Origin of the sequence: Bacillus sp. 37MA (genome assembly GCF_000372765.1) — a bacterium.
Classification (GTDB): domain Bacteria; phylum Bacillota; class Bacilli; order Bacillales; family Domibacillaceae; genus Domibacillus; species Domibacillus aminovorans.
Genome location: NZ_KB889753.1, coordinates 44,033 through 65,220 on the forward strand (window position 1 = coordinate 44,033; position 21,188 = coordinate 65,220).

The 21,188-nt window shown below is 37.3% G+C and carries 26 protein-coding genes, 1 pseudogene and 2 riboswitches; of the genes and pseudogenes, 11 read left to right on the forward strand and 16 right to left on the reverse strand.

Features of this window, described 5'->3' with window-relative positions; all coding sequences use genetic code 11:
- A pseudogene (locus tag A3M5_RS24135) lies at nt 1-326 on the forward strand (DDE-type integrase/transposase/recombinase); the annotation flags it as partial.
- Nucleotides 327-515: 189 nt separating this feature from the next.
- On the opposite strand, the gene A3M5_RS0120865 reads toward A3M5_RS24135, so the two are convergent.
- From A3M5_RS0120865 to A3M5_RS0120900, 8 genes are all read right to left on the reverse strand, one after another.
- On the reverse strand, nt 516-1,178 hold the full coding sequence (locus A3M5_RS0120865; RefSeq protein ID WP_018395717.1) for a HoxN/HupN/NixA family nickel/cobalt transporter: 663 nt from the start codon (nt 1,176-1,178) through the stop codon (nt 516-518).
- Nucleotides 1,179-1,239: 61 nt separating this feature from the next.
- Nucleotides 1,240-2,064 (reverse strand): urease accessory protein UreD, encoded by an 825-nt coding sequence (locus A3M5_RS0120870; RefSeq protein ID WP_018395718.1) that lies wholly within the window; start codon nt 2,062-2,064, stop codon nt 1,240-1,242.
- Nucleotide 2,065: 1 nt separating this feature from the next.
- Nucleotides 2,066-2,677, reverse strand: coding sequence for an urease accessory protein UreG (ureG, locus tag A3M5_RS0120875; RefSeq protein ID WP_018395719.1), 612 nt, complete (start codon nt 2,675-2,677; stop codon nt 2,066-2,068).
- A gap of 23 nt (nt 2,678-2,700) precedes the next feature.
- Nucleotides 2,701-3,387: an urease accessory protein UreF gene (locus A3M5_RS0120880; RefSeq protein WP_018395720.1), complete on the reverse strand. Its 687-nt coding sequence runs from the start codon at nt 3,385-3,387 to the stop codon at nt 2,701-2,703.
- The gene (gene ureE, locus A3M5_RS0120885; protein ID WP_018395721.1) at nt 3,380-3,835 is read right to left on the reverse strand and encodes an urease accessory protein UreE; all 456 of its coding nucleotides are present in this window, start codon (nt 3,833-3,835) and stop codon (nt 3,380-3,382) included. The genes A3M5_RS0120880 and ureE overlap by 8 nt, the downstream gene beginning before the upstream one ends.
- Before the next feature lie 9 nt (nt 3,836-3,844).
- Entirely contained in the window at nt 3,845-5,557 is a 1,713-nt protein-coding gene (ureC, locus tag A3M5_RS0120890; protein ID WP_018395722.1) for an urease subunit alpha, read from the reverse strand.
- Between the two features lie 5 nt (nt 5,558-5,562).
- Nucleotides 5,563-5,877 (reverse strand): urease subunit beta, encoded by a 315-nt coding sequence (locus A3M5_RS0120895; protein ID WP_018395723.1) that lies wholly within the window; start codon nt 5,875-5,877, stop codon nt 5,563-5,565.
- 17 nt (nt 5,878-5,894) lie between these two features.
- Complete coding sequence (locus A3M5_RS0120900) at nt 5,895-6,197, reverse strand: urease subunit gamma (protein ID WP_018395724.1); 303 nt, start codon at nt 6,195-6,197, stop codon at nt 5,895-5,897.
- Nucleotides 6,198-6,365: 168 nt separating this feature from the next.
- On the opposite strand from A3M5_RS0120900, the gene A3M5_RS0120905 reads away from it, so the two are divergent.
- Nucleotides 6,366-6,818, forward strand: a complete 453-nt coding sequence (locus A3M5_RS0120905; protein WP_018395725.1) for a hypothetical protein — start codon at nt 6,366-6,368, stop codon at nt 6,816-6,818.
- A gap of 380 nt (nt 6,819-7,198) precedes the next feature.
- Here A3M5_RS0120905 and A3M5_RS0120910 read toward each other — a convergent pair whose 3' ends face one another.
- Together A3M5_RS0120910 and A3M5_RS0120915 are read right to left on the reverse strand one after the other, a co-directional pair.
- Nucleotides 7,199-7,657, reverse strand: a complete 459-nt coding sequence (locus A3M5_RS0120910) for a EutQ-related cupin domain-containing protein (RefSeq protein WP_018395726.1) — start codon at nt 7,655-7,657, stop codon at nt 7,199-7,201.
- A gap of 318 nt (nt 7,658-7,975) precedes the next feature.
- Nucleotides 7,976-8,428, reverse strand: coding sequence for a MarR family winged helix-turn-helix transcriptional regulator (locus A3M5_RS0120915; protein WP_018395727.1), 453 nt, complete (start codon nt 8,426-8,428; stop codon nt 7,976-7,978).
- A gap of 575 nt (nt 8,429-9,003) precedes the next feature.
- Between A3M5_RS0120915 and A3M5_RS0120920 the strand changes: the two genes are divergently transcribed.
- The gene (locus A3M5_RS0120920; RefSeq protein ID WP_018395728.1) at nt 9,004-10,554 is read left to right on the forward strand and encodes a multicopper oxidase family protein; all 1,551 of its coding nucleotides are present in this window, start codon (nt 9,004-9,006) and stop codon (nt 10,552-10,554) included.
- 238 nt (nt 10,555-10,792) lie between these two features.
- Here A3M5_RS0120920 and A3M5_RS0120925 read toward each other — a convergent pair whose 3' ends face one another.
- The gene (locus A3M5_RS0120925) at nt 10,793-11,317 is read right to left on the reverse strand and encodes a DUF3916 domain-containing protein (protein ID WP_018395729.1); all 525 of its coding nucleotides are present in this window, start codon (nt 11,315-11,317) and stop codon (nt 10,793-10,795) included.
- Between the two features lie 391 nt (nt 11,318-11,708).
- Here A3M5_RS0120925 and A3M5_RS0120930 point away from each other — a divergent pair, with 391 nt between their 5' ends.
- The 3 genes from A3M5_RS0120930 to A3M5_RS26520 all read left to right on the forward strand — a co-directional run bounded on the left by A3M5_RS0120930 (nt 11,709) and on the right by A3M5_RS26520 (nt 13,274).
- Nucleotides 11,709-12,080 (forward strand): hypothetical protein, encoded by a 372-nt coding sequence (locus A3M5_RS0120930; protein ID WP_018395730.1) that lies wholly within the window; start codon nt 11,709-11,711, stop codon nt 12,078-12,080.
- A complete protein-coding gene (locus A3M5_RS0120935) occupies nt 12,081-12,473 on the forward strand; it encodes a type II toxin-antitoxin system RelE family toxin (RefSeq protein ID WP_018395731.1) in 393 nt (130 codons plus the stop codon).
- A gap of 429 nt (nt 12,474-12,902) precedes the next feature.
- On the forward strand, nt 12,903-13,274 hold the full coding sequence (locus A3M5_RS26520) for a CBO0543 family protein (RefSeq protein WP_286130254.1): 372 nt from the start codon (nt 12,903-12,905) through the stop codon (nt 13,272-13,274).
- 6 nt (nt 13,275-13,280) lie between these two features.
- Here the strand turns inward: A3M5_RS26520 and A3M5_RS25605 are convergent, their stop codons facing one another.
- Nucleotides 13,281-13,454, reverse strand: a complete 174-nt coding sequence (locus tag A3M5_RS25605; protein ID WP_018395732.1) for a hypothetical protein — start codon at nt 13,452-13,454, stop codon at nt 13,281-13,283.
- Nucleotides 13,455-13,474: 20 nt separating this feature from the next.
- A riboswitch (cyclic di-GMP riboswitch) is annotated at nt 13,475-13,559 on the reverse strand.
- A gap of 107 nt (nt 13,560-13,666) precedes the next feature.
- Nucleotides 13,667-13,751: riboswitch (cyclic di-GMP riboswitch) on the forward strand.
- Nucleotides 13,752-13,769: 18 nt separating this feature from the next.
- Here A3M5_RS25605 and sda point away from each other — a divergent pair.
- Nucleotides 13,770-13,916: a sporulation histidine kinase inhibitor Sda gene (gene sda, locus A3M5_RS25010; RefSeq protein ID WP_018395733.1), complete on the forward strand. Its 147-nt coding sequence runs from the start codon at nt 13,770-13,772 to the stop codon at nt 13,914-13,916.
- 93 nt (nt 13,917-14,009) lie between these two features.
- On the opposite strand, the gene A3M5_RS0120950 is transcribed toward sda, so the two are convergent.
- The 3 genes from A3M5_RS0120950 to A3M5_RS26720 all read right to left on the reverse strand — a co-directional run bounded on the left by A3M5_RS0120950 (nt 14,010) and on the right by A3M5_RS26720 (nt 16,471).
- On the reverse strand, nt 14,010-14,579 hold the full coding sequence (locus tag A3M5_RS0120950) for a MerR family transcriptional regulator (protein ID WP_227431924.1): 570 nt from the start codon (nt 14,577-14,579) through the stop codon (nt 14,010-14,012).
- A gap of 906 nt (nt 14,580-15,485) precedes the next feature.
- Nucleotides 15,486-15,689, reverse strand: a complete 204-nt coding sequence (locus tag A3M5_RS23440; protein ID WP_018395735.1) for a hypothetical protein — start codon at nt 15,687-15,689, stop codon at nt 15,486-15,488.
- Nucleotides 15,690-16,384: 695 nt separating this feature from the next.
- A complete protein-coding gene (locus tag A3M5_RS26720; RefSeq protein ID WP_227431927.1) occupies nt 16,385-16,471 on the reverse strand; it encodes a helix-turn-helix domain-containing protein in 87 nt (28 codons plus the stop codon).
- A gap of 899 nt (nt 16,472-17,370) precedes the next feature.
- On the opposite strand from A3M5_RS26720, the gene A3M5_RS0120975 reads away from it, so the two are divergent.
- The 3 genes from A3M5_RS0120975 to A3M5_RS0120985 all read left to right on the forward strand — a co-directional run bounded on the left by A3M5_RS0120975 (nt 17,371) and on the right by A3M5_RS0120985 (nt 19,420).
- Nucleotides 17,371-17,694, forward strand: a complete 324-nt coding sequence (locus tag A3M5_RS0120975; protein ID WP_018395739.1) for a 2Fe-2S iron-sulfur cluster-binding protein — start codon at nt 17,371-17,373, stop codon at nt 17,692-17,694.
- 359 nt (nt 17,695-18,053) lie between these two features.
- A complete protein-coding gene (locus A3M5_RS0120980) occupies nt 18,054-18,683 on the forward strand; it encodes an RsfA family transcriptional regulator (RefSeq protein ID WP_018395740.1) in 630 nt (209 codons plus the stop codon).
- A 392-nt stretch (nt 18,684-19,075) separates the two neighbouring features.
- Nucleotides 19,076-19,420: a hypothetical protein gene (locus A3M5_RS0120985; RefSeq protein WP_018395741.1), complete on the forward strand. Its 345-nt coding sequence runs from the start codon at nt 19,076-19,078 to the stop codon at nt 19,418-19,420.
- A gap of 479 nt (nt 19,421-19,899) precedes the next feature.
- On the opposite strand, the gene A3M5_RS0120990 is transcribed toward A3M5_RS0120985, so the two are convergent.
- On the reverse strand, nt 19,900-20,250 hold the full coding sequence (locus A3M5_RS0120990; protein ID WP_018395742.1) for a hypothetical protein: 351 nt from the start codon (nt 20,248-20,250) through the stop codon (nt 19,900-19,902).
- Nucleotides 20,251-20,725: 475 nt separating this feature from the next.
- On the opposite strand from A3M5_RS0120990, the gene A3M5_RS0120995 reads away from it, so the two are divergent.
- The gene (locus tag A3M5_RS0120995; RefSeq protein ID WP_018395743.1) at nt 20,726-20,920 is read left to right on the forward strand and encodes a hypothetical protein; all 195 of its coding nucleotides are present in this window, start codon (nt 20,726-20,728) and stop codon (nt 20,918-20,920) included.
- Nucleotides 20,921-21,188: the final 268 nt, after the last annotated feature.

Genomic DNA, 21,188 nt, shown 5'->3' on the forward strand with positions numbered 1-21,188 from the left:
CATGTTTCTAAACCTCTTGTCATAACAGTAGACAAGAATCCAACCTATCCTGTAGCAATTAAAGAGTTAAAAGAAGAAAAACGTATGCCGGAAGGCATACAAATAAGACAAGTTAGATATCTTAATAATATAGTAGAACAAGATCACCGTTTCATTAAGAAACGTGTGTGCTCTATGTTGGGATTCAAGTCGTATAAAACAGTCACTTATATATGGAGTGGCATTGAAGCGATGCATATGATAAAAAAAGGCAAGTTCACCAAGGAGTGAAGTCTGCCCAAAATGAAGTTAAATTCGTACGTAAGCTGTTCGGGATAGCATCATAACTCGCAAGTTAGTGGGTAATATAGGTTCTATCTTTTTATCAAATTATTTTCGCACCAGAACCTTTTGATCTCTGTCTCAGAAGTGGGGGTCAGTCCCTCCAGAACATGGCATTCCAATTAAAATACTAAGAATTGCATACCCCAATGTGTTCACCGTATTTCACCCCTTGCAGCGACGGAAAAACTCGCCTATCTGAACAAAAGCGAAAGAAGTCCATCTTTAATTGCTAGATTGTACATGTAGTACAAGCCAAACAATACACTGATTACACCTGAGATCATCGTAAACAATGAATTCATTTCTTTTTTAGAAGAACTAAACACGAATGGAATACCAATTAGTGTTGTAAAAAGGAGCATCCCTGCTACCGTACCTGCTCCAAAAATAAGAATGTATGCTGCACCCTGCCAAACGCTATTTACTGTGCTCATCGTCAATAAAACCATCGCAGCACTTCCAGCCAGTCCATGCACGAGACCGATGAGAGATGACTTAATAAAATAATGTTTATCTCCATACTGGCTATGATTCCGATGGATATGACGTTGATTTTTATTCGCTGCCAAAACGTTGACTGTGCCTAAGTAGACAAGCATGACACCGACTAAAAATTCGAGTGACATGGATACTTTGTCTGGAAAGCTATTTTTCATTAAAATAAGGGTAAGCCCAATCAAAAACAAAGTAGCCGTGTGACCAATTCCCCAAAAAACACCTGCTAAAGCAGACTGCGATATTTTTTTACTTCTACTGGCAATTGTTGAAACGGCAATAATATGATCTGGCTCAATCGCATGTTTAATGCCCAGTATGAACCCCAGTGATAAAATTGAAAACAATGTGACATCCATCTTAAAACCCCTTCTATCTTCGATTTAATCAGCATTTTTGCACATCAAAATTTTTGTCTGATTAATACTTTCTTAAGGTAACTGGGTGACGGTCATACCATTCTTTGCGGAGGAACGCGCTGCAAGCAGCCGTAAGTTCTTCAATTTTTTGTGTGGAATGAGCCAATATACGCACTGTAAAGCCGCCTTCTGTCAAAAGGGACAGTCCTGCTTTGCACTCGCCTAAATCTTTTTCGATTACATTATACAAACGTTGAAGAACGTCCTCATTTACTTTTTCACTAATCACAATCATAGAACCTAAATGAGTATATCCTTCCATATAACCGATCCCGTCCACACCGGCTTCAATGGGCTGGAGTTTTAAATGATCAAATAAAATCAATTTTTCATCTAAATAAATTTCATTTTTCAGCTGAAGTAAATCATACTGAAACCACTCTCCGTCCGGAGACCAGCCCGGTGTTACAATGTCACTGTAAAAAAGAGTAGCTCCACGTTCCATCTGAATGATCGTATTTTGCTTATACTTGGCATTACGATAGGCGATAAGCGGATCAGGAATGTATTCAAGCACACTACCTTTTTTCAAGACGATTTCATTCTCTTGAAGAACGGGCGTATGCGGTGTTCTGTACACTTTTGTCGCAGACTGTGTCGTCAAGATCAGCTCAGCCCGCTCCTCAAGCATAATTTCCATCCGGTAGCGGTCTCCATCCACGTATCCGCCCCCTGGATTAATGAGAAAATAACAAGCTTGTCCGCTATCATCAAAGTAATGGGGACGCAGCATTTTAAATGCGCCTTGGAAATACACTTGTTTCGTTACCGTCTTATCCCGTTTCTTCTCCATGCTCAGACGCAAAACGCCTGTCCATTTATCCATCTTAATTCAACCCGGCGAGTAAAGCGTTTTGTTTAATCCAGCCAATGACCTCATCCAAACCTGTATTGTCCTGCAAGTTCGTGAAAATAAATGGCTTTTCGCCTCGGAACACTTTCGTATCAGCAGCCATGACATCCAAATTCGCATGCACGTATGGAGCAAGATCGATTTTGTTAATGATGAAAAGATCTGATTTGATCATTCCTTGTCCGCCTTTGCGCGGAATTTTCTCTCCCTGGGCCACATCAATAATGTAGATGGAAAAATCAACAAGTTCAGGGCTGAATGTAGCCGCCAAATTATCGCCGCCGCTCTCCACAAAGATCAAGTCCAAATCAGGATGGCGTTTTTTCAACTCTTCAATCGCCGCACTATTCATTGACGTATCCTCACGAATCGCTGTATGAGGACAGCCGCCTGTTTCAACGCCAATAATTCGGTCATCAGGCAAAACACCATTGTTCATTAAGTATTTAGCATCTTCCTTCGTGTAAATATCGTTCGTAATCGCCGCCATGCTAATATCATCCTGCATGTGACGCGTTAATTTTTCGACAAGCATTGTTTTACCGGCTCCAACCGGGCCGCCTACACCAATTTTAATCGGTTCCATATTAAAAGCACGTCCTTTCATTATTAAGACATAAAAATACGGATATGTACCCGTTCATGTTTCATTTGAGAAATTTCCAATCCTGGGGCCACAGCTCCAAAGTCAGCGATGTCCATTGTCCTGATTTGTTCGACCGCTTTTGTAATCCACTGTTGAATGTCCCGTAAAATAAACTGTCCGGCTGTCTGACCGAGTGGTATACCGCGTACTGCGTTTTGGGTCAGACTCGATATAGACGAATAAAGATACGTGGATAAAATGACGTTCTCCGGCACATTTAACTGATGAGCAATCATGGTAAATACAATAGCAGGATGACCAAATGCCTCTCCGTTCGCTGTTTTTTCTTTATACAGAGACAGCAAAGAAGCTGGATAAAGATCATTTCCGATGGTCAACATGCGCTCACCGATCTTATGTGTACCCTCTCTCGTTTCTCTCGGAAGAGCTTGTACCGTTATTTTCCGGTCAAGCGCCCAGATCGCCTCTGCATCATTTTGTTCAAGTGCTTCATAAGCAAGACGGCAAGCGATCCCGTCTGTATAAACGAGTTGCCCTGATACATACATCCGCAGCCACTCTGAAAAACTATCTTTATCGTGTACTTTGTTTTCCTGTATGTAAGTTTCCAAACCGAACGAGTGACTAAACGCTCCTGTCGGCAAGTTGGAATCACATAGCTGAAATAAAGACAGCAAATAGTTATCCATGACTGTGTCCTATATGCCGGAATGCTTTTTTCACTTTTCGTTTTTCACGCACATATGGGATACCAAGCTCCTCAAGCAGTTCTTCGACAAGATAATCATATTGAACGAGCATCTGATCCTCTTCAAATTGGGCAGGCAAATGACGGTTGCCAAGCTGATGAGCAATCGTCCCCATCTCATTCATATTTCGCGGTTGAATAGCGATAACGTCGTCCGGAAATACTTCAATCAAAATGATGTTCTTTTCATCCATGTACAACACGTCGCCTGCATTTAACTCACGGGATTCACTTAAACGAATGCCAAGCTCACGGCCATGATCCGTTTTGACGCGCTGAATGCGTTTTACTAAGTCACTGCTTTCTAAATACACTTTTTCTTTATGCGTACGAGCAACAAGCTCCGGATCAAGCTCGTCAACATGTCCCACAATTTTCTCAATAATCATCTTTTCACCTCAAAATAAGAAATAACGTTGTCCCATTGGTACGACGTCTACCGGGTCACACGTAATATGTTCGCCATCCACACGTACTTCATACGTTTCTGGATCGACCGTAATTTCTGGTGTTGCATCGTTCAATTTCATGTCTTTTTTCGTCAGTGATCGAATGCTGTGTACAGGAAGGACTGTTTTTTGAAGTCCCAGTTTTTCATGAACGCCGCCTTCATATGCGGCTTTTGAGACAAATGTAATAGAGGCCTTATATGTTGCTTTTCCCATTGTCCCGTACATTGGACGATACAAAACGGGCTGAGGCGTCGGGATGGATGCATTGGCATCGCCCATTAAACTATAGACCGCCTGACCGCCTTTTAAAATCATGTTCGGTTTTACACCAAAAAACTTCGGCTCCCATAGTACAAGATCGGCAAATTTTCCAACTTCAATCGAACCGACATACTCGGAAATTCCGTGTGCGATGGCTGGATTGATTGTATATTTCGCAACGTAACGTTTTACACGATTGTTATCGCCAACGCCATTGTCATTTTCAAATTTGCCCCGCTGTTTTTTCATTTTATCTGCTGTTTGCCATGTCCGCAAAACAACTTCTCCAATACGGCCCATCGCCTGTGAGTCAGAGCTCGTAATACTAAACACGCCCATATCCTGCAAAATATCTTCCGCCGCAATCGTTTCTCCCCGAATCCGTGAATCGGCAAATGCCACATCTTCCGGAATATCCGGATTTAAGTGATGACACACCATCAACATATCAAGGTGTTCATCAATCGTATTTACCGTGTACGGGAGCGTCGGGTTTGTCGAAGCAGGAAGCACATTCGGATAGCCGGCCAGTTTAATAATATCCGGTGCATGACCGCCGCCGGCTCCTTCTGTATGGTACGTATGAATAAGACGGCCTTTAAATGCAGCCGCTGTATCTTCCGCAAAACCGCCTTCATTCAATGTATCGGAATGGAGTGCGACTTGAACATCATATTCATCAGCGACTTTTAAAGACAAATCAATTGATGAGCGTGTTGCGCCCCAGTCTTCATGAACCTTCAGCCCAATCACACCAGCGCGAACTTGCTCTGCAAGCGGCTCTTCTGCACCGGCGTGCCCTTTCCCTAAGAAACCGACATTAATCGGCAACCCTTCTGCCGCTTCAAGCATGCGGTGAATATTCCACTCGCCCGGTGTAACCGTCGTTGCTTTTGACCCTTCTGCTGGTCCTGTTCCGCCACCGATCAGCGTTGTCAATCCAGCAGTTAGAGCGGTTTCTACTTGAGCTGGATTAATGAAATGAACATGTGTGTCAATTCCACCTGCTGTCAAAATTTTTCCTTCCCCAGCAATAATTTCAGTGGATGCGCCGATCACGATATCGACACCATCCATCAAAAGCGGATTTCCCGCTTTTCCAATCGCAAAAATTTTGCCATCACGAACAGCTACGTCCGCTTTGTAAATACCTGTGTAATCCAACACAATGACACTTGTGATCACAAGATCCGGAACGTTATCGGCACGAACGGCGAGCGGGTGACTGCCCATTCCATCACGAATCACTTTACCGCCGCCAAAAACGACTTCATCTCCATATTGCGTATAATCTTTTTCAATTTCAATGAATAAATCTGTATCCGCTAGACGAACGGCATCGCCTGTCGTTGGACCGTACATATCAGAATATTGTTTTCTTGTCATTCGAAAACTCATATATATTACCTCCGGTCTAATGATCCATCTGTTTTATTATTCAATCCATATACCCGTCTTTCACCTGTGAACGCGACCAATTGTATTTCTTTTTTATCACCTGGCTCAAAACGAACAGCTGCACCCGCTGGAATATTTAAGCGAAATCCAAAGGCCGCCTCTCGATCAAATTCAAGACTTTCGTTAATTTCATAAAAATGAAAATGGGATCCTACCTGCACAGGACGGTCTCCTTTATTCAAAACGGAAATCTTTTTCGTTTTCTGTCCTTCATTGCAAACAATATCGTCTGACTTTAAAATGTATTCTCCAGGTATCATGTCAAAAATCCTCTCCCTTATCGTATCGGCACATGGACAGTCACAAGTTTTACACCGTCTGGAAACGTCGCTTCTACTTGCACATTATCAATCATTTCTGCCACGCCTTCCATGACATCGTCTGCCGTTAAAATTGTCGCCCCATACTCCATTAACTCGGCAACCGTTTTGCCATCACGAGCTCCTTCTAAAATTTCATACGTAATCAATGCAACCGCTTCCGGGTGATTCAGCTTCAGTCCTCGATCTTTCCGGCGCCTTGCCAGATCCGCTGCCACAACAATTAACAATTTTTCTTGTTCCCTTGGCAACAAATGCATGTAAACTCCCTCATTTCTTACTAATTTTTTTGATTTCTTCCAGCTAAATGATATATGACAAGCGCACATATATCAATTTTTACATATTGATATTTTAACTTTTTGCAGAATATTTATTATTAAACTAGGGAATTACTCAAGAAGAATATTTCTAAGAGGGGGGACATAATGTCTTTTGAAAACGAACTAGAAAAGTTTGGGTTAGAACCTATATTTGAGGATCGACTTTATGAACGTTACGAATTCACAGTCAAAGTTCAAGGAGATGAATTTAAAGGTCATTTTCACAATGATGAAATTCAATGGCTTCAACCAAAGCCGAGGCAAATGATCGGTGATGATAAAACAGATACTTTAGAAAAAAGTATCTATAAGCTGATGAAAGAACATAGTACAACTAGTAGTGTTAAAGACGTCGAACTCACTCCAGCATTTGAGGGAAAATTGCATGAACGTCAACAATTTACCATTCAAATTCAAGGCAAAGAATACAAAGGCTTTGTCCATGAAGGGGAAATACAATGGTTCCATCCTCATCCCCATCAAGAGTTTAAAGATGAACACGTCCAGGCAATTGAAGCAGAGATTCATGAAAAAGCAGTCGATCAAGAAAAAGAATAAAAAAGGAAACGATAAAGTAGTAGCATAGTGATCGAGTTCCCATAAGCGGGTCGATGAAAGATATACCTTTATCATCGCATACCACGGAGGGGGCTTTTGGGTATTTATTAATGAATAATACTTTTTAAATTAGATTAAAATGATATGAAAGTTAGAGCCTCTACTTATTTAGAAAATGCTCCTTTTTTAACGTGTTTCTTCTATTATATATGCTGTTAAAGGGGGTAGCGTCAGGATTTTGACAATTTACAACGTTAAGATAAAAAACGCATAATATCAAGAATTATTAAGCTTATATCAATAAGATAAACCTCTTAGTACAATAAAAAGGGTAAGCCGATTAACTTTTGGCTTACCCTATTACTCTTTAAATCGTTGATTTAAGCAAACGTAGGTTCTGGCAATCTATGCGCTACATAAACCGCTGTCCCATCGCTCTCACCATGGAAAGTAACCGTTGTACCCGGATTGATGATAACAACATCGCCTGCTTCTGCTGTAAAGCTGTTTCCTTGATCATCACTTAAAACAAATTTACCAGTGACAACTGTTTTCATTTCTAAGAAATCATATTTAAAATCGAAACCTTTTTCAGCTTCTTGCATTGCGTATAATCCTACTGTTGCTGCATTTTCGTTTGCAGTAATCGGAATATCAAGGATTTGGCTTTTAACTTCTGGAATCCCTAATATTGTATTTAATTCTTTCGTTTCATAACTTCCTGCTTTAATTAATTGTAAACCTGGTTTTTGACTTAAGTAAGTATAATTATCTTTAGTTGCTGCTCTGCTCATTTTTTCCACTCCTTGTTTTTTTTTCATTTGTTTGTTAGATTTCATGTATCTTGTTTTCTAGATATATATCTTACGCTTTATTATAGATTGAATTTTCAAAAAAGGAAGTACGCACTTTTATATCACATAGTATCTAAAAGCTCACTTATTTCCATAAAAATGTCATATAAAAAAATCGTCTTTTTCATCCCAAAATTCTCTTATAATATCCGCGTTTTGTCGGCAGAATCCCTTTTAGCCGTTCTTCATTCTTCTTTCAACTTTTTGCTAACCATACAAATCACATGTTCGCCATTACTATTATTTCTCTAACCATTATTCTCATTTCGTATACCTTAGTTTCTAGATAAATACCTAAAAAAATTATTGGTTTTGCAAAGGGAGACCCAATTTCTTTAATAAAGAAATCATAGTTTGCTTTTCATCCTTATTCAATTCCTCGAAAATTTTTTGAATCGTTTTTTTATGCTTAGGAAATATGTCTTCGATTAATTGCTTTCCTTCGTCTGTAATTTCAACATAAATGACCCGACGATCCTCAGAACAATGTTTACGGCACAATAGTCGTTTTTCTTCCAATTTATCAATGACATACGTCGTGCTCCCACTTTTCAGTAAGATCCTTTTTCCAATTTGTTGCATCGGTTGATCACCTTTATGAAATAAAAACTCTAAAACAGCAAATTCTGTTGGATTTAATCCATGGTTTCTAATATCTTCTTTAATTTTTTCTTCCACCGAGTGATTAGCTCTAGTTAGAACAATAAATAATTTTAGAGCCAATTCCTCATCAAGATCTTGATTCAACCGATTCATCTTCACCAAATCCTTAATTTTTATGTCTCGAATTCATATATCTCATTTTTTTTTTATATATTAAACATCAATAGTTCATTTGTCAATTCCTCAATTTTTTTTTAGGTAAGGAACAGCAAGAGTCCTTCCCCCTAGTTCCATCTCTTTTTCATCGAGATAATAACCTGATGGATTGTAATAGTTTTGAACTAAACGATACTCACCCGGGAGCCGGAATGACAAGCCTTATTTTCAGTTTCCAATACAACATAATTGCTATTATGTTGCATTTGGTTTTTATATTTCACTTTCTTGAACTAACGTACCCGTTAGTCAACGATGCTATATATCGCAACACCACAGATGATGGAATATTTTCCGTTCTTCTATGAGAGGTCAAGAAGAAAATCATCAATCTTTATTGTGAGTTGTATCCTTCTGTAATTGGCCAATAATGTCTCCTAATAATACACATGTACCCATCTATTCAGAGTACGCTCCACAGAGTAGCCCTACAAGGCTTCCACAACATAATTACATTTATCGTTCATAAACTTAATCAGTTGATCTTAACAGTGGGGAGGTTTTCCATTCTTATGCCTGAAAAGATAAAGCTGCAAAAATTCGTGGATGAACTACCTATTCCAAACACGTTATCTCCCAAGATGCGAAGTAATAATAGTTCATATTACGAAGTGACCATGAAGGAGTTTTCTCAGAAGCTACACAGGGACCTCGCACCAACCCGTTTATGGGGGTATGAAGGAATATTTCCGGGTCCTACGTTCGAAGTGATGAAAAATGAAAGAGTGTTTGTTAAATGGATTAATGATCTGCCCAATAAGCACTTTCTTCCCGTTGATACAACCATTCATGGTTCCGAAATAACTCTTCCAGAGGGTAGAACCGTTGTACATTTACACGGAGGAAGAACGCCTGCTCATAGTGATGGCTACCCCGAAGCGTGGTTTACGAGAAATTTTCAACAAACGGGACCTTTATTTGAACGAGAGGTTTATACGTATCCAAACATTGAGCGAGCCACAACGTTATGGTATCACGACCACACGATAGGTATTACAAGATTGAACATCTACGCGGGACTCGCGGGATTCTATCTCATTCGCGACATGCATGAACAATCCCTTAATCTTCCGAAAGGAAAATATGAAATCCCACTTTTAATTGTGGATCGCTCGTTCAACCCAGACGGATCACTTTACTACCCTAGCAAACCGGATCAAAACGATGTAGGTCTTCCTCATCCTTCTCTTGTCCCTCCTTTTGATGCGGATACGATTCTGGTAAATGGGAAGGTTTATCCATTTCTGGACGTTGAACCAAGAAAATACCGATTTCGAATTTTAAACGCATCCAATAGTCGAATCCTTACATTAAAAATGGACTCCAATCAGCCTTTTTATCAAATTGGCACGGATGGCGGCTTTCTTGAGACAACGGTAAAAATAAATGAATTTATACTTACGAGTGCCGAGCGTGTAGATGTGATAATTGATTTTTCTCAATACTACGGCCAAACTATTATTCTCAAAAATATCACCAAGAGTGCATCCTCCGAAACAACAGATGTCATGCAATTCAGAGTAACCGTTCCGTTAAGAAGTACAGATACCAGCTCCCTTCCTTTTTATTTTGGGGAAATCAAACGACTTCCCAGAAGTATGGCAAAGAGAACAAGAGATTTAACACTCGTCAGAATCAAGGATCAATATGGTCGATCCTTGAATTTATTAGATGGTAAAATGTGGATAGATAGAATATCCGAAAGAATTGAAGTAGATACGGTTGAAATTTGGCGGATCATCAATATAATCGATGATGATCCTCACCCCATCCATCTCCATTTGGTTGACTTTCAAATTCTTGATCGCCAGCCTTTTGATGTTTCTCATTTTCAAAAAACCGGAAACCTTATTTTTACGGGACCTCCTATTCCTCCTGATCCCTATGAAACAGGATTAAAAGATACGGTTCGGACTCCGTTTGGTTACGTTACATCCATCATAGCCCGTTTTGGACCCTTCACCGGGCGTTATGTGTGGCACTGTCACATGCTAGAACATGAAGATCACGAAATGATGCGCCCCATTGAGGTGTTTAAAGCACAGGACAGGAGAAAAAGGTGAGGGGTAAAAGATAACAATAGGTAGCTTACCTTGATAAAAGAACAATGATAAGAGAGCCATTGGCTCTCTTCAGGTTGTCGACAAAGTCGGCATCCATTTTTAATTTTAAAAACACCCTCAATAATAGCTGCTCATAATGATTAATTATGAGCGGCTAAAAAAACGCCCCAGATTCTAAAGATCTGGGACGTTTTCAATACAACATAATTATATTTTTGTTGCATTGGGAAGCGAAGGGTTAATTTAACTCACCTATAAACCATATCTCTCCGCCAAAAATGTCATCATCAACCAATTCAAAATCCTTTATTTCTTCCTTTATCCCCTTTACTTCTAACCCATCTGGAATGGTTAAGCCCCATTCTTTTGATAAGTTACGATTCTCATCTAAAGCAATCCATCTTGTATAATCGTCTTCTCTATAAAAAGATAACCCCTCATCATTTTTTGCAGAAAAAATCTCAATTTTCGTTGACCACCAATAATGAGAATCAATCATTAACATTACTCTTGTATCCTTATAATGCGCGGGCTTCTTCTCAATAAGATGTTTTGTCCTGTTTATCAAAAATTGTAAGCATTTTTTACGAACATTAAATGGAGTTTTCGTTGAACTAATCCATTCCGACCCTAGGTTAGGAAGATGTAATTCCCAATAACCATTAGATAAATCTTCAGGGAAATCCCTGGTTAATTCATTTAATTCCTCCGTAAATTGGCGAATTCTTCTTTTTAATCCCCTAATCTTTTTTTTGCTACCCATTTTTAGACGCTCCTAATTTAAACTAGGTATGAAAACAATACCCTTCGTTTGTAGTTTATCATTGTTCAACTACACTGCCCCGCTAGTTCAATAAGACGCATTACAAAAATCTCCTTGTGATTGCACTCAAATCGAAAAAACGCCCCAAATTCTAAAGATCCGGGGCGTTCTCAATACAACATAATTGCATTTATGTTGCATTTCTTTTCTTTAAATTAGGGCACTCGGATTTTTAAAAAATAAGAAATTGTTAAATGACTTGTAAAAACATAAAGCATTTTTTTAATTAAAGGTATATCTAAGATTTCCAAGGCACATAATATATAAAAAAATGAACATAATTTTGTTTGATTTTTTGTTCATTTTTTTGTACAATAGGAGGTGAACACACATGAAAGAGGAAATTCGAAAGGGGAAAACAAACGTGGAAAAGCTTCTAGAAAAGCCTTTTACCCTTAAAAACACAATGCCGGCAAGTAAATTAAGAGAAATTTCGCAAAGGAAATTAAAGGAGATGATTGATGAAAATGAAGTAATGGGACTTATCATTAAAGATGAAATGTCAATTACGATGATGGGAATGAAGGAATTTGAAGAGTTAAGACAATATGTAGAAAATTTAGAACAATTATTAGATGAAGCTCTAATGGTAAAAGAGCTTGGCGAGAATTTCTTCAATACGTCAAAAGAACAATTTATAAAGCTTCCTGAAAACATGTCAGCAAGTGAATACAGAGAGTGGAGAAAAGGAATGAGAAAATAAATGAGCAAACAAAAATACGAATCAGAATTTCACCCTAAATTTTTTGATACCCTTGATGATGCAACAGACCATATGACAGAAGAAGAATTTTCGATGTTTTATGAACTATTTGAGCACGAACGTAAAATTTTAGAAAAGAATCCATACAACAATTCAAGGGAATGCAAGTACGGGATTCTTCGTGAAAAAGGATTCCGTACTATGACATTCCATTCCAAGTTACCAAAGAATGGTACAGGAGATATGCGAATTATATTCGAAGTTAATGAAGAGACAAAAATTGTTTTTTATTTTGCTGTAGGTAAACGGATAAATGAAAGACCAAGACCAGCAGACGATATTTATTCCAAAGCAGAAAATATGCTAAAAGAAAGCCAATGGAATAACAACTAGAACATATATACATAAACAAATACATACATAGAAAAGGCTGAGAAACTTTTTAAAGGGTTCTCAGTCTTTTCATTTTACTTTAGCTAACTCATCCATTAGCCATTCATACAGCGCCTCCTCGTCTTTCTTTTAAACCACCTTAACATAAATTAGTAAATAAAAAGCTCTGGAATTTGCTCCAGAGCTTTTCAATGCAACATAATTCTCTTTATGTTGTATTTAGAATATGTATGTATTTTTCTGGATTGGGTAATTTTACTAAGGTAGTCTGTTTAGTCAATCATGCATGTCTCTCTAGATATCTGTTCATAGCCCGGACCACCTGGCTTAAAGGAGGATTGAAGCCCAGTGTATTCTATTACGATCATCGCATTTATAATCCCTTGAATTTTTGGTATTCTGCATCTTCATCCACGGGATAAAAAGCTTATTCCTTTAATTGGCCCATTTGCTTCAGTCAATGCTTTTCTTGTAAATGAATTAGGAGTACAGTTCGGTTTTTGGCATGTTTATCTTTTCAATAACGCTAACACCTTACCTGCTATCCCTGTTAATTTAGGCCTGTATCCGATTTTGGGCTGCTATCTGATTTTTTTCATAAAGAAAAGCAATCATCCCTATCTCATCGTTTTTCTGATGACATTATTCACGACACTTACCGAAGCCATATTCGTTCTAATGGGAATAGTGGTATATGGGAACGGATGGAACATCTTTTGGACGTTCATTTCTTACCTTGTTCCTTATCTCTTTGATTATTGGTTTTACCTCTATCTGAAAAAAATAAAAGCAATGGAATAAAAACACCTATCTTTTGAACGTCATTTGTTCACCTTCTAAAAGGAGCTTGATAGCTTTTTTTAGAAGGTGAATTTCTTTCAATATTTCTTCTTTAATCCTGATCTCTTTACAACGCTCATAATCGCTATGTAAACGACTGAGCTCATGACTGAAAATAAGTCGGTCTTTATCGTCACTCATGGCGATGGGTACCTTCCTACTTCTGCAACCCGGCTATCCTAGTCACTTGACCTTAGATCCGTGGCTTTGCGCCCTACTCTTTCGAGTAGTTTGCCTTTGATTTTTAGTTATTCATCATTGTATTTTGTTTGGATTTCCAATAAAAAAATAATAATGACATTTTTTAATTTATAATTTAATCTTGAATTCTATTGATTATCATAATAATGAAATATAAGAAATGGCAAACTACTCGAATGAGTAGGATGCAAAGTTTCAGGTCTAAGGTCAAGTGACTAGGATAGCTGAGCTGCCTCATAAACCGTGGAGGGCACTATGGAAAAACCAAGTATACCAGATGATGTTTTGCTACAAGCATATAATGACGCTATAAAACTAGAACTACCTGAAGATTTCATTCACCTACTTGAAATCGAAATAAAAATCAGGGGATTAGTTTCTATAGGTAACCTAACCACCTAGCCAGATTCAGTAAAAATGAGAAGTTAATCAATTTTATTCTTGCGGCCAACAAATCCCTTAAATTAATACGAGGGATTTTCCCTTTATATACCCCTATTTTTTCTTTTTGAACCAATTGAAAATTGACTTTTTCTCCTGTTCTTTTTCGGTTGATTCCGTAATCTCAATGCGTTTTTCTTCGATCTTCTGGTTCATACTCTGCATCAGCATCCGATCGCGCTGCTCAATGGCATTGTTCATTTTCAACTCCAGAGCTTCCAGTATTGCTTCCCGTTCTTTCTCCATTGCCTTTGTTACTGCCGATTCTACGATGGATTCCAAATCACGCTTGGATAACGTTACATTCTCATTATTTTCTGATGTATCGAGAATAACGCCTAGCGTTTTTTCTGCGTTTTTTCGCTCGATGAACTCTGATGCAATAGACTTTGTTGCATTTTCCATCGATTGGCCTTTTTCTAAAATCATTTTACATTCTGATAACGAATGAATATCGCGTTCATAATAAATACGCTGACCTTTGCTATTGCGTTCAAATGTGTATCCGTGCTTTTCAAGTTCAAGGGACCAACGTCTTAATGTATTAGGGTTTATGTTTAAGTGAATTGCTACCTCTTTTGATAATGTTCCATACTCAGCTGCGTTTTCCATGCGTTCATTCAACTCTTAATGCTCATTCTACACAGGTAACGATCAATCCGTAAGTCCCCATTCCATTTAAAATTTCTTAGTTAGATAGGAACAGGTACGGAAGATAGAGTAGATAAGATTTAGCAAAAATAAATTAAATCTAAAAGTGCAGAGAAAAGAATCGGTTTTTTTATTTTTTGAAATTAAAAACGGGGGAAAAATGAGCAGCAATAGAAAAACAGAGGTCAACACCGTGTCATCATGGAAAAAATTACAGGTCTACACCATATCAACAGTCCCTCATTTTGAGTCAACAGTGAGTCAACACTTGAAAGGTTTTCTTGTACCCATTGTTTTGTCAGGCTTTGCCTGACCCCACATCATCGGTGGGGACAAAAACTCCTTATGCTCATGCTAACTCTTTAAACCAGACCATCGAATCTAAAGGTCGATAACGTCTAAACATAAGTAACCAAAAAATAATTCAAACGCGAGCAAACAAAAAAGGAAAATTGGATACGAATTTTAAATTTTTAAATCAGAAAATAACTTTTAATCGAAAGAAAATTCAACCGTTTCATTTTTGAAACGGTCTGTTTTTATTTATTGATACCCATTTAAAAATGATCATCAGCAAAAGGTAGTTTTAAAAAAAGTTCATGAAATTTTTATTCGACTCTTAAAGAATTATTTATTCGAAAGCACACAGGACCGTTTCAAAATTGAATCGGTTTGATCAATCAATTTTTTCTGGCACTTCATTTTTTGATTTTCTTTTTCAGCAAATCATTTAAATTGAAGTGGAGAAAATAAAACAACTCACATTTTTATTCTTAGTAAAGATCCTCAAAGAAAACTTCTTATCATTCCGAACGACGAAAAAATCATGAGGGGTGATGCAAAACATGAACAACTAAGAATCAAAAAAATGGCGAACCTTTACTCTTCAATCATCGACTCTAAAAATAAATTCATGCGTTTAATGGAATCATTGAATAGTGTCATCAGCAACATATTTTTTTCAATCATGTTCTGTAAATGCAATTCTCGATTTGTTTCTTCACGATAGAAAGCCAAGGTTTCTATTTGATTTTTTAAAAATTCTTGTCTTGAAATACCTTGCTTCTTAGCCACTTCATCCATTTTTTAAATTTCAACCGGATCAAGATTTCGAATCATAATATCCATTTCGTCAGTCCTCTTTCAAATTGGATAACCCAATAATGATAATGATATGAGCATAAGGGGTTTTTGCTATCACATGGGTGATAGGTCAGGCAAAGCCTGACAAAACCGTGATATCACGAAAGTAGCGAAAATGTCCCCACCATGTCCCCCTTTTTTCGAGTTATGTCCCGACTACGTCCCCACCACGCCCTTCCCATGTCCCCACTACGTCCCCCTATTTTTTCTCAGCTTTGCACACGTTTTTAAATTTATCTTGCTGATTTTTATGGCTGTATGATGTTTAAATATTGATTATGTTTTAATAGCCTTGTTCAATTACTGCCGACCAACATAGACAGTCGATAAGCTTCAACAAGGTTAAAAAGGGACACTCTTTTTTTGTTTTCGACAGATAAAATCCCCGAAAAAACGATGAAAAATAGAACGTTTCCACAGCAATTTGGAAAAAGAGACAGCAAACAACCGGCATCTTTTTTAAAAAAATGAACGTGTTTTAGCGTATGTCATGCTGTCTTTCACGAAGAATTGCTTCTAGTTTTGCTTTTTCTGCGAGAAATAGTTCGTCATGATCGATGTCCAATTCGAGTTGTTCCTTGCCTTGCTTTTGCTGCACAAATCATTCCGGTAGTTGTTCTGTACGAATAGATTTTTTATGCGTTATAAAAACAGGATACTCTTAACACTTTCTGTTCTTTGTTCGGATACAAGTAAAACCGGTACCCCTTGTTGGTCAGCATCGACTAAGATGCATTTTCAATATATAGAGAATGTTCATAGCAAAACGTGTAGCAAAACTCAGTAAATTTCCTGCTGGTTTAATAAAGGAATGAAAACTACATCTCAAGTTTTTCAGAAGCTGTATATAAGTTGACAAGTTCCGTTAGACAATTTTTTTCAATCCCTCATGCTTTAACCTGTGCAAAGATATCTTCTGAATTCATTTATAATGTCTTCAAAATAGGTAATCTTCCAATCTTTCTTAAAAAATTTGAATAATAATAGGTTTAAAATTGCTATTATCATGAGCACTAATATTGATTACCAAGTCAAAATTAGTAAAGACATTAAGATCAACGTTGAAATTTAATTTCATATGAATATTGTTGCTTACTCTCTAATATCTTAGATATATTAGTATTTTTTTAAAATAAGAAAATGATTTAGTAAAACAGTCTTATTCCTTCCTTATTAGAATTAGTCATATCTATTTTCACCTAAAAGCTATTCAACGAGATTGTTGGTTAAAGTCTTGGGAACAATATATGATTTTAAACACAATTTAATCCTTCTTTAAAGGGATTGGGGGCAATAAAGACGATGGATAATAATAAAATTGATAATGAAACTAGCAACAATCATGATATTCATGTAAATAGTAGTCTTAATGACATTCTTGACTCAGTTACGAATAAACCAAAGGCCATAAAAAAGGAAAAATTAGTGCTTATATAGATGAAGATGTTGCTCAGAAATTAGATGGGTTTGGAAAATACATAGCAAAGGGGCTAGGTTGGAGCTGATCAACAAATTTTTAAAGAGCATTTTAAAATGACTATCCATTTTTTGTTTAAAAAAATTAACAAAAGGCTATACCTGTTAATAATATTTATCGAATATAACGAATGGAGACAATTAAATGCCCTACTTAACAGTCAATGGATATGGAACGTTTGAAATTGAAAAAGGAAAAAAGCTCGTATTAGCACTAGAAGACAGCGGCGTTAACATTCTTCACAGATGTGGAGGTAAAGCGAGATGTACAACCTGTCGAGTAGAAATATTAGAAGGGGACTATTGTGAACCAACTAATACAGAAAGCCATGCATTTTTAGAAAAAGGGATTATTGACGATAACTTGCGTTTATCCTGTCAAATCCGTGTGGACGGAGACATAAATGTTCGCCCCATTATGACAGTGGAAAATTCCAGTATAGGCGTAGGACCAAGACCAATAAATTAATACTACTCCCTGTCTCTTTGACGCTCCTATAGCTATAGTGGTTGTATTGTCCTATCGAAGCTGATTCATCTATTTATCAAAGCAAAATGCACCTTTAATAGAATTTCTAAGCAACAAATCTGTATTATCGTGTGCTTTAAGAAATTGATAAAAAACGCCTGAAATTAGGTCCTAAGCCACAAGTTTGAAGGCGTAGTTCATCAGAATGAATAAAGAGGAACAGAGTAGAATAGAATGAAGCATAATAGAGTAGGCTTCTTTCAATCTTTAAGCTCCATGTTTACTGATCGTATAAAATAAACTGTCTATGGCCATCTTTACTATAAAGAATAATTTTTTATAAAAAGGAGCGATGATGAGTGAAACAGCGTCAAGATGCTTGGTCTAAAGAAGATGATCTATTGCTTGCTGAAACTGTATTACGGCATGTTCGTGAAGGAAGCACACAGCTAAATGCGTTTGAAGAAGTTGGGGACCAACTAAACAGAACTTCTGCAGCTTGCGGTTTTCGATGGAATGCGGTCGTGCGGCAGCAATACGAGAAGGCGCTGGATTTAGCTAAAAAACAACGAAAACAACGCAATCGTCTGCTTAAGACGGAACAAAAGAAAGAAAAGGAAGAGTTATATAAGATACCAGAGCTGACTGAAACAGTAACTGCACAATCTATTCGACTTCATCAAGATCAAACACCGCTCACAATCGACGAAGTGATTAGTTTTTTACGTAGTATGGACGCAACGTATGATATAAAGAAAGAGAATGACAAGCTGCGCAGTGAGTTAGAAACAGTAAAAAATGAAAAGATTGTTTTGGAAAAGAAGCTATGTCATCTTGAAAAATCGGCCTTAACCATGCAAGAAGACTATGAAACAATGATGAAAATTATGAATCGCGCACGCAAACTCGTTGTATTAGATGATGATGATTCACCACGTGCAACTTTTAAAATGGAGAGCAATGGAAATCTAGAAAAAATAGCTGAATAAAAGCGCTTAACAAGTGTTCATAGTAAACTCTTTTTTCTTTCCCTGCACTTTTTAACAACTTTCTGAAGGAAGACCCCCCATCCACAAGGAATATGAAGGGCATAGCTCGATGAGTAGGATGGGGATGAATTTTGAGTAGGAGTTAGCCTAAATTTGTAATACAATATACGTGTATAGATTGCTCTTTGAAAAAAATGATTCTTTTATACAATCAAGTGCTACGAATAAATGAAAGCGTTTCCAAATATAGAGATTATTGATCATTGCTCCAAGAAGTCTCAATGGAAAATAGGAGATTATTCATAGTGATGGATAAGTCCTTGTTTTAACTAGTACAGCCAAATAAAGAATTGACAGGTGACATAAAGTAAATATAGGAAGGAGCCAGTAACATGTTGAAAAATGGAGATTGGATTATTACTCAGATCGATAATTATCACGTGATTGGTTTTATTGAGAATATTTCTGTAGCACGCAATGAAGTGTTTATCACAAAAGTAGCGAATTATGTTGATGGTGTGACGCAATCGATAAAACCAACACCGAGACTATTTACCGTAGATCGTGTTGAAAAATTCAATTTAACACTTGAAAAAGAAGATTGGGATTGTTTGATTGATCTGGCCATTCAGACCGGTGACGAGAAATGGTTCGATCAACTAGCTGAGAGAATGTTGCTCGATGTACAAGAAAAAATAAAAACACCGTCAACTCCCTCTAAACCTAATAGCTTTTAAAGTAAGAGCTTGTAAATGGTTTGCTAGTACATGATTCGTCATGCTCGGTAAGAAAAAAGCATTACAAAAAATCCGCTTTGATCAATTTTTAAGATAAAAGCGGATTTTTTATTTCTATTCTCATGCAATTTTATACGGAATACGGATCAGCTGGCCATATCATTTATCATTATGCTCGATGACCTTCTGGAAGAGCATGGTCTGTCAGTCGATACTTATGAAACTTATCAAGTGGTGGAAAAACAATGAATTGATATTTTCCAAAATTCATCTGCTTACTATAGTGAATAGTACAAAGGGGTAAAAGAACACTACTCAGATACTAAGTGGAAAGAGAATGTTCGTGAGTGGGCATCCACTAATCTATTTAATCAATCAGAAGCATCTTATATTTTGTAAGGTATGTGCAAGTCATAGAAAACAAAAACAGTCTGATCGTCGAAAATTAACGGATCAGATTGTTTTTTAAGGGAACTTGCTCAATCGTTTTTTCCAACATTAATACTTCGTTGATTCTCTTCCGTCAAGAGTTTCATATCAGGACCCAACCCGACATCGGAAATCACGCTCTTTCGTGTTCTCTCTTTGCTTGCCTCATCAGCATAAGCGTGCATCGAGCTTACATAAGTGGATGGGCCAAGTAAGCCAAGCAGCGTATCACGCTCTTTCATCCATTCTCGGAGAAGATGGGCAATCTCACTCTCCTTCACCTCACCGGCAAGTATCATCCGCTGGGCGTTTGCCAGTACTTTCTCATACGTCTGAATCGCGCCGTAAATAAATTCGTCGGACTTTCCTTCCATTTTTAAATACTTCTTGTCCTTTTTCATCTGTGAGCACCTCTTTTTTGTAGAGTGGAAAAGAAATAAATCGCCCCATAAGCTGAAGGCTTTTTATCTTTTGGTATAGTACTGCTGTTTATTTATAAGTCAGCACGGGTTTAAAAGTGCCTTAGTTAGATTATGGCCATAAACCAAGCAAATCTTACAATTTAAACAGATATATGTCGGAATTTGATGATCGATAATTCTTTATTTGTAAGCGCTTTCTGTTTATAATAATAGTGGGTTGGATGGCACGTGTGGCCGTCACGGTATCGAGCGTAGGCGGGGCTCATACTATGTTATTAGGTAGACCAGTGATGTTCTGATTTCTATTTCAGTAGTAAGATTTGTTCAGCTACTGGCGGAAAAAGTTCGTCCATCTTCACATATTCTATCGAGCGATTAGAACATGTGAAGATGGATGAGCGCTCCATAGATACTTAATAAGCATATAAAATATTTTTAAAAAGGAGCAAACAAAATGAATATTAAAGATGGTTTAATATGTTCTACTTGTAGAAAGCGGATTTTAGAAAAAGATTTGGTCGCTTGGACTGAGAAAAACGATGTTGTGCACCTCATATGTGATACCATCCAAATAAGAGAAGGTGTAAAATTTATGGGGCGAGCAGAAAAGCTAAAAGAACAAATAGCCTTACATGAGAATATCGCATAATCATAAAAACTCCCTTGTGGAGCTTTTTTTATTTACTAAAAAAGAACAATTATGGTCTTTCTTTGACCCTTTCCCAGTGCCCAATTATGTAAAATAAGCAAAAAAGCGATATAGCGGTTATCAATGTTCTTGTCACGGAATAAATTAATGACAAAGAGTTAATAAGAGAACAAATCGAGTGATTAAAATTACACTGCCGAGCGCTTTCAATGATCAAGTACGGATGGAAACGAAATAGAATTTCAAAAAAAGAAAACTAACTTTGAAA